Genomic DNA, 12,153 nt, shown 5'->3' with positions numbered 1-12,153 from the left:
GCCCGCCAGAAGGCCTGGCCGGTGGCCGAGGTGCAGGCCCTGCTGGACCTGTCATTCCCTGAGCTGATGCACCGCGCGCAGACCGTGCACCGCGAGCACCACGACCCCACCGAGATGGAGCTGGCCACGCTGCTGTCCATCAAGACCGGCGGCTGCCCGGAGGACTGCGGCTACTGCCCGCAGTCGGTGCACTACGAGACCGGCGTGCCCGCCACCAAGATGATGACGCCCGAGGAAGTGCGCGAGGCCGTGCTCGGCGCCAAGGCGGCCGGCGCCTCGCGCTTCTGCATGGGTGCCGCCTGGCGAGCGCCCAACGACCGCGACCTGGAAAAGGTCGAGGAGTTGGTGCGCGTGATCAAGGACGAGGGCCTGGAGGCCTGCTGCACCCTGGGCATGCTCACGGGTGACCAGGCGCAACGCCTCAAGGGCGCGGGCCTGGACTACTACAACCACAACCTGGACACCGCGCCCGAGCTGTACGGCGACATCATCACCACCCGCGACTACCAGGACCGGCTGGACACCCTGGGCCACGTGCGCGGGGCCGGCATCCACGTCTGCAGCGGCGGCATCGTGGGCATGGGCGAGTCCCGCGCCGGGCGCGCCGGCCTGATCGCGCAACTGGCCAACCTGGCACCGTACCCCGAGTCGGTGCCGATCAACCACCTGGTCAAGGTGCCCGGCACGCCGCTGGCCGACGAGCCCGACCTCGACCCGCTGGAGTTCGTGCGCACCGTGGCGGTGGCCCGCATCACCATGCCCAGGGCCAAGGTGCGCCTGTCGGCCGGGCGCCGGCAGATGGACGAATCGACCCAGGTGCTGTGCTTCCTGGCCGGCGCCAACTCCATCTTCTACGGTGACAAGCTGCTGGTGACCGGCAATCCCGACGTGGAAGCCGACCAGGACCTGCTGGCCCGCACGGGCATGCACACCACGCGGGCGCACGCCTGACCTTGGCCCTGTCGATGGCCGAGGCTCCCTCCGTTCAAGCAAATCCCCTATGTTCCGCACCCTGCTGAAATCCAAAATCCACCGCGCCATCGTCACCCACTGCGAGCTGCACTACGAAGGCTCTTGCGGCATCGACGAAGACCTGCTGGAGGCGAGCAACATCCGCCCCAACGAACAGGTTCACATCTGGAACGTCAACAACGGCGAACGGTTCATCACCTACGCCATCAGGTCGCCGCGCGGCAGCGGCATCATTTCGCTCAACGGCTCGGCCGCCCGGCGCGCCAGCGTGGGCGACCTGGTGATCATCGCGGCCTTCGGCATGGTGCACGAAGACAAGCTCGACGAGGCCGTGCCCCAGCTGGTGTTCCCCGACGCTGCCAACCGCATCGTCGAGATCCGCAGCGAGCCCGCAGGTCCGCAGGCCGGCGACCCGGTCATCCTGCCCCTGGGCGCCGAGCTTTGACGCAGCCCGTGTCGGCCAACGCGGCCTGGCGCCAGCGCAGCCCTGGTGGGTCAACCTGTTCGGCCACAACCACCCCGCGATCCGCGCCGCGCTGATCGACCAGCTGCACACACTGGGCCACGTGATGCTTGCAGGCTTCACCCACGGGCCAGTGGTTGAACTCTCCGAACGCCTGGCCGCGCGCACCGGCCTTGGCCACGCCTTCTACGGCAGCGACGGTGCTAGTGCCACGGAGTTCGCGCTGAAGATGAGCGCCCACCACTGGCGCAATGCGGGCCGGGCAGGCAAGTGCCGGTTTGTCAGTGTCGCCGGGGGCTACCACGGAGAGACGGTGGGCGCGCTGGCCGTGACCGACATCGCGCTGTTCCGTGAAGCCTACGCGCCGCTGGTGCGCATGGCCGCCACCGTGCCCAGCCCCGACGCCAGGCAGGCCGCGCCCGGCGACACCCCGGCCGACGTGGCCGAGGGGGCCGCCGCCTCACTGGGCGACTGGCTGGCCGAACACGCGCACGAGACCGCTGCGGTGATCATCGAGCCGCTGATCCAGTGCGCCGCCGGCAAGGCCATGCACGACCCGCTGTACCTGAAATGTGAAACGCGCGCGTGAGCTTTGCGACCGGCACCAGGTGCACCTGGTGCTCGACGAAATCGCGGTCGGCTTCGGCCGCACCGGCACACTGTTCGCGCACGAGCAGGCGGGCATCCGCCCCGACTTTCTCTGCCTCTCCAAGGGCCTGACCGGCGGCACGCTGCCACTGTCGGTGGTGCTCACCACCGACGCGGTCTATGCCGCCTTCTACGACGACGAGGTGGCGCGCGGCTTCCTGCATTCGCACAGCTACACCTGCAACCCGCTGGCCTGCCGCGCCGCGCTGGCCACGCTGGACTTCTTCGCGCAGACCGACGCGCTGCGCCAGAACCTGGGCACCAGCGAGCGGCTGGCCGCGCAGTTCGCGCCGATCTCCAAGCACCCGCGTGTGCGCTTCGATCGACGCAAGGGCATGGTCTTCGCGTGGCACGTGCTCAGCACGCCTGCCCGACTTCGGCCGCCGCTATGCCTGCCGCGCGCTGGCGCAGGGGCTGCTGCTGCACCCCATCGGCCACACGATCTACGCCATCTTATCGACGATGCCCTGGTGCGACAGTAGTGGTCACGCCACCTCCAAATCCACCATCGCCTCGATGCACAGGTTGCGTTCGTACAGCAGCAACGCGCGGATCGCGCGCAGCCTGACCGCCAGGCACGAGGCGTCGGGAGCAAAAGCCAGCTCTTCGGTCAGCGCCGAGGTGCTGTCTGCCAGGGCCTCACGATGCCGCCCCGCCTTGAACAGCAAGGCGGAAAAGATCACCCGCACCCACATGTGGCCGAAAGGCGAAGGAGCCTCCCCGAACTTCACTTGCACCTCGCGCAAGGACTGGGGGGCCACGGTGAAACGTCAATTGCATTTGTGCGCATAGGCCAGAACCGTTTGTGCGGCGCCATAGTGGAATGGGTCCTGATCTTGTGGTCCTGCCGGCCACTGGCGCACAAAGACCTGGCATAGCGGCGCAAAAAAGCATCATGGGACGACGACGTTGTCCAAGGGCCTGCAACAACGCCAGCAAGCCGCTCTCGACCACCGCCGCCGCGTCAATGGCCCCCATCGCGACCGGCTCCGACGGGCCTCCGATCGCATTCAACAAGGAGCGAACAAAGAACACCTGGTCGCGCCAGGAAGCATCGAGTCCCACCCACACGGGGTCTGCGTCTTTGCAAGCGCGAAACCATCCGCCCATCAATGTCGTCTTGCCATAGCCGACCGGCGCAACGATGGCCACGATCCGTTCATGCATGGACAAGGGCGCAATCGCCCGCCGCGCCACTGTGGCCGTCGTCAGGTCAGGAGGAGCCCCCTCGACTGCCGCCTGGGAGGACGGCGCAGCAACAAGCTGCGGCCACCGAAATCCCGCGTTGGGTTGGGTCATGTCCTCAGACACTCAGAAGGCGCACGACGACGCTGCCTCACGCTGGAGGTCCGGCCGCCCGGAATCGCGGCAGCGACACACTACCACCGACGGGTTCGCAAACCAACTCGACAGCCATGTCGAAAGTGACTGCTGAAGGGTCTGCGCCGATGAAGGAGCTGATCATCCGCGGACCTTCTTCGAGTTCGACCAGCAGCACCGCATAGGGCGTGTCCTGTTTGAAAGCCGGGCCGGGCGCCCGGTGAACCACGCTGAACGAATGCACCTTGGCGCGACCGCTGGCGGCGCGGTGCTCTAGGCGCTCGCTACCGCACTCACGGCAGATCGCCTGTTGGTAGAGCTGCACGTGGCCGCACGCTGGGCAGTGCTGCAGCAGCAGCTTGCCCTCCTGAATGCCGCGCCAATAGATGTCCGAATCTGCATCTGGCATCGGCTGTGGCTTGAGGTGGGCGTCTTTGAGGTTGATCACAGCGTGGCCTCCGTTCCCAGGATGGTGGTGGCGTTGGTCGCAAAACCGGCGCCCAGGCTGTGCACCAGGCCAAGTTCAGCGCCCGCGACCTGGCGTTCACCGCAGCTTCCGCGCAGCTGGTTGACGACCTCGTAGAAATGAAACAGCGAACCCGGCATGCCCGAGTGCGCAAACGACAGCAGGCCTCCATGGGTGTTGCAGGGGATGGCGCCGCCGTAGGTGATCTGCCCGTCTTCGACGAAGCGCCCACCTTCGCCCTTGGGGCAGAAGCCGAGGTCCTCCAGCATCATGATCACCGTGCCGGTGAAGCAGTCATAGATCCCGGCCACGTCGATGTCCTTGGGCCCGCAGCCGGCCATGGCGTAGGCCTTGGCGCTCGACTGCACCGCGCCCGTGGTGGTCAGCGAGGGCATCAAGAAGATGTGCTCGTGCGTGTAGCATTCGCCGCCGCCGAGGATGTAGATGGGCTTGGCAATTCCCAGCGCCCTGGCGCGCTCGGTCGAGGTGACGATGAAAGCTGCTGCGCCGTCGGAGATGAGCGAGCAGTCGAGCTTGTGGTAGGGCGTTGTCACCCAGCCGGAATTCAGCACGTCATCGACGCTCAGCGGATCGGTCATCTGCGCCCCCGGCGTGCGGCGTGCGTGTTCGCGGTGGATCACCGCCACCTTGGCAAATTGCTCGGAGGTGGTGCCGAACTCCTTCATGTGGCGATGCGCTGTCATGGCGAAGGTGTTGGCCACGGGAATGCCGAATGGCATTTCGTATTGCTGGTCCCGGCTTTCGGTCATCGAGCGCAGGGCCAGGTCGGGCGACAGACCAGTCAGCAAGCTGTCGCCGCCCACCACCAGAACGGTCTCGGCCAGGCCGCCAGCAATGGCGGCGGCGGCGATGTTGAACAGGGTGGCCGCCGTGGCGCCGGAGACCTGCATCGTGTTGGAGAACGTCGGCTGGATGCCGAGGTACTCACTGAAGGCTACGCTGAATCGGTGAAACGGCGAGGCGAAGGCGGAGCTGGAAAGCACGCCATCGACCTCGTGCTTGCCGATGCCGGCATCGGCAAGCGCCTTGCCTGCTGCGTCGGCGGCCAGCGCGAGCGCGCTCTTGCCCGGCACGCGGCCGACGGCCGAAATGCCGGCGCCGATGATCGCGGTTTCACCGCGGAGACTGCGCGGCGATGAGTTCGTTTGAGGGGTCATGATTGAGTGTCCAGAGTTGGAGGTCACGCCCCCGAAGCATGCACGCGTTGTCGCAATTGCGCCTTCAAAATTTTCCCCACCGGGTTGCGCGGGATGATGTCAAGGTACTCAATATGCTCGGGCAGCTTGTAGACCGCCACGCCAATTTGTTTCAAGTGGTCAACGATATCTTCCAGCGTCGGCAGCCGGGCCTTGTCCTTGGGCACGACGTAGATACAGGTCTTCTCGCCCATGATTTCGTCGGGCACCGCCACCGCTGCTACCTCTTGCACACCGGGGTGGGTGAGTACCAGGTTCTCGACCTCGGCGGCGCTTATATTGAAACCACCACGAATGATGATGTCCTTCTTGCGGTCAAAAAAGCCGATGTGGCGTTCATCGCGCACGATGAAAAAATCACCGGTGCGAAAGAAACCGTCGGCCGTGAACGAATTCTGCGCGAGGTCTGGCCGCCGGTAGTAGCCGGCAAACACGTTGGGTCCGCGATAGACCAACTCGCCCACCTCGCCTGGCCGCGTGCATTCTTGGTCTTGCTCGTCAAGCAGCTTGGCTTGTACGCCTTCCATTGTCGACGGCCATTCAAGTCCCGGCTTGCCCCACCAGGGAAAATGGTCCGATCGCATAGCGAAGTCCGGCACGTCAACCGGGCCGCCAACCAAGCCTGTGCCCTCGGTCTGCCCCCACAGGTTGCAGATCTCGATGTTCCAGCGGCGCTTGAACTCCTCCATGCTCCAGCGCGAGGGCGGCGCTGAGCCTGTGGCGATTGAGCGGATGGATGACAAATCGAGGCAGTCGACATTGGGCAGCTTGAGGATCATGTTCAGGATTGCAGGCACCAGAATCGTGAACTGAACCTTTTCCGTGAGTATTTGCTTGAGGAACAGTTCGACATTGAGCGGATGGTGCAGCAGCAGCGTGCCACGCGCTGCCAGCCAGCTCAGCCAAGCCACGGCACCCGTCATGTTGACCATCGGTGCTGGTGCCAGTACACGGTCACCCTCTTGAATGCCCGCCGTATTGGGCACCAGCCGCATCTGGTAAAGCCAGTTGTTGTGCGACATCGGACAGCCCTTGGCATGTGATTCAGTACCCGAGGACCAGCACAGGCTGAAAATATCGTTGGCACTGACGCTGACAGCGTCCAGCAGGGCCTGGTCTGGTGCCTGTGCGGCCAAAGCGGTGACGTCTTCAATCGCCACGGTGGCGTAGCCTAGCTTGGCAGCCATCGAAATGTGGTCGAAGCCCTTGAAATTTTTTACGCCGATGTAGAGCTGCGCCTGACTGGCCTCTGCGACGTTGCGCAACTCGGTTTCGCGCCACTGCATGGCCACCGGAGACAGCACGCCTCCGGCGCGGGACACAGCAAAGTACAACGCAATCAACTCCCAGACATTGGGTAACTGCGCAACCACAACATCGTCTTTTTTAAGTCCACGGCGAATCAGCCCGGTGGCAATCGCGTCGACGGCTTTGCCGAACTCGCTCCAAGTTACCGAGGTGGCGGGCGTGCCGATGAGCGCCTCACGGTCTGGTGTATCGACGATGGCCACTCGTTGCGGAACATCGACAACATGTGCCGCAACCACATCAAGCAGGGTGCGGCCCCCCCAAAGTTTGGCGGCAGTGTAGTGTTCAATCGTAGAAGGCGAATGCAGGATCATGAGTAGTTTCTTCAGAAAATTTTGATTAAATCAACGAAAAGCTTTGGTCAGCTCTGGGGATCGAAACCATGGAAGCTGGCAAACGCCTCCACATCGGTTCGTTCGGTAATGAAGGCGTTCTCCGGGGCCGACAGATCCTCGTGCCCGAGGGCGATGCCGCAGGCGAGGATTTCGTGGTCACTGATCGGCAACTGGGCGCGCGCCACCTTGTGGAACCAGGCAAACGCGGCCTGCGCACAGGTGTGCAGTCCCTGCGCGCGCGCGGCCACCAGAATGTTCTGGATGAACATGCCCAGGTCCATGAAGCTGCCAGTGTTCAAACGGCGGTCGAGCGTGACGAGCAGCCCCACCGGCGCGTCGAAGAACGTGTAGTTGCGCAGCATCTGGCGCTCGCGTGCCGCCGCGTCGTCGCGGGCGATGCCCAGGCTGGCATACAAACCGAAACCGCAGCGACGCCGGCGCTCCAGATAAGGCTCGACCCAGGTCGTGGGGTAATACGCGTACTCGGGCTGATGCCGGTCAGGCTCGTGCGTGGCCGCCTCAATGAAGGCATCACACAGGCGCTGCCGGGCCTCACCCGCCACCGCATACACCTTCCACGGCTGCACGTTGTTGCCACTCGGGGCACGCGCCGCCACGCTCAGAATGTGCTGCACCACCGAGGAAGGAACGGAGGCAGGTAGAAACCGCCTGACCGATTTTCGGCTGCGGATCGCTTCGTCGACATGCACGGATAGACCGCCTTTCTGACTACGTAGAGCTGCGGAGAAGAAACGACGCGGTGAGACTGCACCGCTGGACTCCAATACGACGTTCGGATAGGATTGCCACATGAATTCTACCAAACAACCGTTTGATTGGGCGCCTTCCCCTGAACTGATGGCGCAGTCCAACCTGACCGCTTTTTTGCACAAAGTGGGCGAGTCCGACTTCGAAAACTTGAGTGCCCGTGCCGACGCCGATCCGGCCTGGCTGATGCAAGAGGTGTTCGAGTTCTGCGACTTCCGCTTCTACCAGCCCTACACGCAGATGCTTGACACCTCGCGCGGCATCGAATGGGCACGCTGGTGCATCGGCGGCACCACCAACATCGTGCTGAACTGCCTGGAACGGCACCGCGGAACGCCGGTGTGGGACCAGCCTTTCCTGGTGTGGGAGGGCGAAGACCCGAAAAACCGCAAGTCCTTGAGCTACCGCGAATTTGACGCCGAAGTCTGCCGCCTGGCCGGAGCGCTGCAGTCGCTGGGCATCGGCCAGGGCGACCGGGTCGGCCTGTACCTGCCCAATCTGCCGGAGACCTTTGTCGCATTCTTTGCCGTACTGAAAATTGGCGCCGTGTTGATGCCGCTGTTCTCCGGCTTCGGGCCGCAGCCCATTGTCGCCCGCCTGAACGACGGCGAGGCCAAGGCGGTGCTGACGGTGGACGGCACCTGGCGGCGCGGCACGCCCGGCGTAATGAAGTCGGTGCTGGACGAAGCACTTGCCGAGGTGCCCAGCGTGCAGCACGTGGTGGTGCTGCGCCACCTGGGTGAAGCGTCCCCATGCCCGATGACGCCGGAACGCGACCACGACTGGGCCAGCCTGGTCGCCGGCCAGCCTCACGACATGCCGACCGCCGAGATGGCCGCCGACGCGCCCGCCGTGCTGCTCTACACCTCTGGCACCACCGGCAAGCCCAAGGGCTGCGTCTGGACGCACGTCGGCTTCCTGGGCTCGATGGTCACGCGCGACATGCACATCTGTGCCGATTTCAAGTCGAGCGACCGTTTCTTCTTCATGAGCGACATGGGCTGGATGGTGGGCGCCATGTGCGCCTGCATTCCGAGCTATTTCGGCGGCAGCCTGCTGGTGGCCGAAGGCACGCCCGACTTCCCCGACACGGGCCGCTTCTGGCGCCTGGTGCAAGATCACAAAGTCACCTACCTGGGTGTCGCGCCCACGCTGATCCGCAGCCTGATGCGCTACGGCGACGAAGAAGTCCAGCGCTACGACTTGTCTTCGCTGCGCATCACCTGCTCCGGCGGCGAGGCCTGGACCGAGGCGCCCTGGCGCTGGTTCTTCAAGCACATCTGCAAAGAGCGATTGCCGTTCCTCAATATTGTCGGCGGCACCGAAGTGGGCGGCTGCAACTTCACCGGCACCCTGCACCATCCCTTGCGGCCAGGCTCGTTCGGCGCGCGCGGGCTCGGCGCCGGGGTTGACATCGTCGATGAAAGCGGCGAGCCGGTCGGCGCGGGCCAGGTCGGCGAGCTGGTGCTGCGCAACCCCAACATCGGCTTCACCAAGAGCCTGTGGCGCGACGACGAACGCTACCTCGACAGCTACTGGCGCACCATTGCGGGCGTCTGGGTGCATGGCGACTTTGCGATGCGCGATGCGGACGGCCTGTTCTACATCCTCGGACGCAGCGACGACACGATTAAGGTCTCAGGCAAGCGCACCGGCCCGTCGGAGATCGAAACCCTGCTCACCGGCACCGGCAAGGTGTCAGAGGCGGCGGTGATCGGCGTGCCCGACGAGATCAAGGGCTCGGCCATCGTCTGCGTCTGCGTGCCGATGCCCGGCGTGGCGGCGGACGCGGCGCTGAAGGCCGAACTGTCGCAGGCGGTCGTCCATGGCATGGGCGCCTCCTACCGCCCCCGGCAGGTGCTGCTGGTCAGCGACCTGCCCAAGACGCGCAACATGAAGATCATGCGCCGCGTGGTGCGGGCGTTGTACAAGGGCGACAGTCCGGGCGACTTGTCGTCGCTGGTCAACCCGGAAACGGTGGCCGAGCTGCAGGGCAAACTTGCAAAAGCTTGAGCCTGGTTGTGCGCCATATCCTGCCCTGACGGGCAGGATGTGGCCCCGGATTTTTCACGCCTCTGACGATGTCGCCGCAGTATGCGACGCCGTCAGCAAATCGCAAACCACCTGCAGTTCCTCGTCGTCACGCGGCCCATAGACCATCACGATGTTCCCGGGCAGGCCATATTGACCCGCCAGCGGATGCAACTCCGCCCAGCCGTTTTCGATGACCTGGGGAACGATCTCGGGCGGCAAGGTCATGTGCAGACTGCCGTCACTGGGCGGGTGGATGTGGGCGAACTCCTTGCCGAACATGAAGGCGCCGAAGGACTGGCATCCGCATCGCGGTAAATAAAAAGCACGCGCTCCGGGAACAGACACCTGGCTCGGACCAACTTCCACGCTGCCCAGGGACTGCCCCCTCTCGAAAACCAGCTCTTGCAGTTCTACCGGCGCATTCTGTTCAAGCTGCGTGTGCGGGTCGCTTGGCGTCGTTTGTGGGCGAGCGCCACGGCGCTGATGGCTGAGATAACTTGTCATGCGGTTCTCCGTCTTCGCACTTCATCGTTTGTTGCTGTACACCTGCCGCGAGGGTAACCGGCAACACCCCTCCGGCGACAAGCGCCTACCGGCCCAGCAAGCCACCGCCACTCAGACCCCGCCTTCCTGGCCGAACCTGAAGCTGGAGACGGTGACGCCGCCAAAGAAGCCTTCCTCGTGGTACACGCACACGGTTTCATCATGCCCGGCGGCACCCACCGCCACCATCAGGGGCAGCAGATGGTCTTCTTGCGGATGGGCCACGCGGGCGGCCGGCGCGTCTTGCCAGTCGATCAGCCGCTGCTCACGCTGGTGCGGCTCGGTGGTGATCAAGGTCTGCTGCAGCCAGTCGTCGAATTGCATTGACGGCCCTGCGGCGGACGGCCCCATGCGGCGCGTGTTGTCGTAGCTCAGCCCGCTGCCGACGATCAGCACGCCCTGCTCGCGCAGCGGCGCCAGGGCACGGCCGACGGCCAAATGCTCTGCCGGGTCATAGCCCGCGCGCAGTGACAGTTGCACGACCGGCACATCGGCCAGCGGGTACATCACCACCAGCGGCGCGAAGCTGCCGTGATCGAACCCGCGCTGGGCATCGAGCCGCGCCGAGAACCCTGCGGTCTGGATCAACTGCCGCGCCTGCTCGGCCAGCGCTGGCAGGTCCGGAGCCAGGTACTGGACATGGTAGGTATGCTCGGGGAAGCCAGCGTAGTCGTAAACCATGGGAGGCCGTTCGGCGGCCATCACGGTGAACTCGCGCTCCTCCCAATGGGCGGAGATCACGAGCACCGCCTTCGGTCGCTCGCCGAGCTGGCGCGGCATGTCCCGCAGGGACTGCGCCAGACGGTCGTACATGCCGTTGGACTGCGCCATCATGTATCGCCAGGGCCCACCGCCGTGTGAGATGAAGTAGGTCGGCAATCGCTCCGTTGTCACGGGCATGGTCCGCTCTTACAGAGCTTTATGCGTGCCGTCGCAAAGCGCGCCGTTCTTGCTTTGCTTGCAGCCGCAAAAATAGACAGTCTTGCTTTCGTCGGCGCTGTAGTTGGTCGGCACGAACTCGCCGCCCTTGTGGCTGCCGTCGCAGAACGGCTGCGATTTGCTGAGACCGCAGGCACACCAGTAGTAGTCCTTGCCTTTTTCCACGTCGATTGCGAACGGCGTGGTGGCGGCGATATGCGGCTTACTCATGTTGAGCTCCTGAGGATGATTAAGAAGTGATACGGCATTGGTTGAAGGCATCAACGAAAGCGCGGCTGATGGGCAGCCTCTTTGAGACTGGATGTCTACCCGACTGACCATGAGGAATAGCTTAATGTTTAATTTTGGTTAATCAATAGCTGTATTATTAACACATCATTTCCTCACAAGAAACCATAAATGGATCGTCTGACCAGCCTTCGCGTTTTCAGGGAAGTGGTCGAGGCTGGCAGCTTTTCCCGCGCCGCGGCGCGCCTCACCATGTCCGCTCCGATGGCCAGCAAGCATGTCGCCCAGCTCGAACGAGACCTCGGTGCGAGGTTGCTGCACAGGACCAGCCGCAAGCTCAGCCTGACGGAGGCCGGCGCGATGTACTACGCACAATGCCGCGAGGCGCTCGACACGCTGCAGGCTGCCGAAGCGGCGCTTCGGCAAAGCGCGCAGGCACCACGCGGACAATTGAAAATCAGCGCGCCCGTCTGGTGTGCAAACCGGCATTTCGCCAGCGTACTGGCGGCCTACCGCAACACCTATCCGGAGGTGCTGGTCGACATGCGACTGGAGAACCGCAAGATCGACCTGGTCGCCGACGGCTACGACCTCGCGCTGCGCGCCACGCGCGAACTGTCCCCGGCGCTGATTGCACGGCCGATTTGTCCCGTGCAGTTCCACCTGGTCGCAACCCCGGCTTACCTGAAGCGCGAAGGCTCTCCGCGCAGACCCTCCGATCTGGTCAGGTGCAGCGCCGTGGTACCCAACTACGTGAACCTCGATGGCCTCGAAATGCAGGGACCTGCCGGCAAGGCGCGGATCAAGCTGAATGCGGTGATGCGCTCGGACGACAGCACGCTCACCTATCACGCGATGCACGCCGGCATGGGCATGGCGTTCCTCCCCGAATGGACGGTCGACGACGATCTG

Annotated in this window: 12 protein-coding genes and 1 pseudogene; 5 read left to right on the top strand and 8 right to left on the bottom strand. The window is 64.3% G+C overall.

Annotated elements, in window-relative coordinates; translation table 11 throughout:
* The 3 genes and pseudogenes from bioB to ABYB95_RS08380 all read left to right on the top strand — a co-directional run.
* The coding region (bioB, locus tag ABYB95_RS08390) for a biotin synthase BioB (protein WP_372658015.1) at window positions 1–951 on the top strand (951 nt) is incomplete at its 5' end.
* Window positions 952–1,000: 49 nt separating this feature from the next.
* Complete coding sequence (panD, locus tag ABYB95_RS08385) at window positions 1,001–1,417, top strand: aspartate 1-decarboxylase (RefSeq protein WP_008905393.1); 417 nt, start codon at window positions 1,001–1,003, stop codon at window positions 1,415–1,417.
* Window positions 1,329–2,536 (top strand): annotated as a pseudogene (locus ABYB95_RS08380) (aminotransferase class III-fold pyridoxal phosphate-dependent enzyme); the annotation flags it as partial. The gene panD and the pseudogene ABYB95_RS08380, both read left to right, overlap by 89 nt.
* Before the next feature lie 32 nt (window positions 2,537–2,568).
* Here the strand turns inward: ABYB95_RS08380 and ABYB95_RS08375 are convergent.
* From ABYB95_RS08375 to ABYB95_RS08355, 5 genes are all read right to left on the bottom strand, one after another.
* The gene (locus ABYB95_RS08375; RefSeq protein WP_236944226.1) at window positions 2,569–2,829 is read right to left on the bottom strand and encodes a hypothetical protein; all 261 of its coding nucleotides are present in this window, start codon (window positions 2,827–2,829) and stop codon (window positions 2,569–2,571) included.
* A 590-nt stretch (window positions 2,830–3,419) separates the two neighbouring features.
* Window positions 3,420–3,851, bottom strand: a complete 432-nt coding sequence (locus tag ABYB95_RS08370; protein ID WP_372658014.1) for a Zn-ribbon domain-containing OB-fold protein — start codon at window positions 3,849–3,851, stop codon at window positions 3,420–3,422.
* Entirely contained in the window at window positions 3,848–5,047 is a 1,200-nt protein-coding gene (locus ABYB95_RS08365) for a putative thiolase (RefSeq protein ID WP_008905396.1), read from the bottom strand. The genes ABYB95_RS08370 and ABYB95_RS08365 overlap by 4 nt, the downstream gene beginning before the upstream one ends.
* A 23-nt stretch (window positions 5,048–5,070) precedes the next feature.
* Entirely contained in the window at window positions 5,071–6,708 is a 1,638-nt protein-coding gene (locus ABYB95_RS08360) for a class I adenylate-forming enzyme family protein (protein ID WP_008905397.1), read from the bottom strand.
* A 47-nt stretch (window positions 6,709–6,755) separates the two neighbouring features.
* Window positions 6,756–7,439 carry a nitroreductase gene (locus tag ABYB95_RS08355; protein ID WP_034694535.1) on the bottom strand — a complete coding sequence of 228 codons (684 nt, stop codon included), beginning with the start codon at window positions 7,437–7,439 and terminating at the stop codon, window positions 6,756–6,758.
* Window positions 7,440–7,539: 100 nt separating this feature from the next.
* On the opposite strand from ABYB95_RS08355, the gene ABYB95_RS08350 reads away from it, so the two are divergent.
* Window positions 7,540–9,510, top strand: a complete 1,971-nt coding sequence (locus ABYB95_RS08350) for an AMP-binding protein (RefSeq protein ID WP_372658013.1) — start codon at window positions 7,540–7,542, stop codon at window positions 9,508–9,510.
* Window positions 9,511–9,564: 54 nt separating this feature from the next.
* On the opposite strand, the gene ABYB95_RS08345 is transcribed toward ABYB95_RS08350, so the two are convergent.
* From ABYB95_RS08345 to ABYB95_RS08335, 3 genes are all read right to left on the bottom strand, one after another.
* Window positions 9,565–10,035: a luciferase family protein gene (locus ABYB95_RS08345; RefSeq protein ID WP_008905400.1), complete on the bottom strand. Its 471-nt coding sequence runs from the start codon at window positions 10,033–10,035 to the stop codon at window positions 9,565–9,567.
* Between the two features lie 111 nt (window positions 10,036–10,146).
* Window positions 10,147–10,974, bottom strand: a complete 828-nt coding sequence (locus ABYB95_RS08340; RefSeq protein WP_372658012.1) for a class III extradiol ring-cleavage dioxygenase — start codon at window positions 10,972–10,974, stop codon at window positions 10,147–10,149.
* A 9-nt stretch (window positions 10,975–10,983) separates the two neighbouring features.
* Complete coding sequence (locus ABYB95_RS08335) at window positions 10,984–11,223, bottom strand: CDGSH iron-sulfur domain-containing protein (RefSeq protein ID WP_008905402.1); 240 nt, start codon at window positions 11,221–11,223, stop codon at window positions 10,984–10,986.
* Between the two features lie 189 nt (window positions 11,224–11,412).
* Here ABYB95_RS08335 and ABYB95_RS08330 point away from each other — a divergent pair.
* Window positions 11,413–12,153: LysR family transcriptional regulator (locus tag ABYB95_RS08330; RefSeq protein WP_372658011.1), on the top strand; the 741-nt coding region annotated here is incomplete at its 3' end.

Source organism: Hydrogenophaga sp. (assembly GCF_041633695.1).
Taxonomy (GTDB): Bacteria; Pseudomonadota; Gammaproteobacteria; order Burkholderiales; family Burkholderiaceae_C; genus Hydrogenophaga.
Note: the sequence above shows the minus strand (reverse complement) of the source record. Positions and strands in the feature narration are given on the sequence as shown.

What these genes read in the sequence shown, in the direction of transcription:
- panD (WP_008905393.1), top strand. Translation starts at nt 1,001, where the DNA reads ATGTTCCGCACCCTGCTGAAATCCAAAATCCACCGCGCCATCGTCACC.
- ABYB95_RS08360 (WP_008905397.1), bottom strand. Translation starts at nt 6,708, where the DNA reads ATGATCCTGCATTCGCCTTCTACGATTGAACACTACACTGCCGCCAAA.
- ABYB95_RS08335 (WP_008905402.1), bottom strand. Translation starts at nt 11,223, where the DNA reads ATGAGTAAGCCGCATATCGCCGCCACCACGCCGTTCGCAATCGACGTG.
- ABYB95_RS08365 (WP_008905396.1), bottom strand. Translation starts at nt 5,047, where the DNA reads ATGACCCCTCAAACGAACTCATCGCCGCGCAGTCTCCGCGGTGAAACC.
- ABYB95_RS08340 (WP_372658012.1), bottom strand. Translation starts at nt 10,974, where the DNA reads ATGCCCGTGACAACGGAGCGATTGCCGACCTACTTCATCTCACACGGC.
- ABYB95_RS08345 (WP_008905400.1), bottom strand. Translation starts at nt 10,035, where the DNA reads ATGACAAGTTATCTCAGCCATCAGCGCCGTGGCGCTCGCCCACAAACG.
- ABYB95_RS08350 (WP_372658013.1), top strand. Translation starts at nt 7,540, where the DNA reads ATGAATTCTACCAAACAACCGTTTGATTGGGCGCCTTCCCCTGAACTG.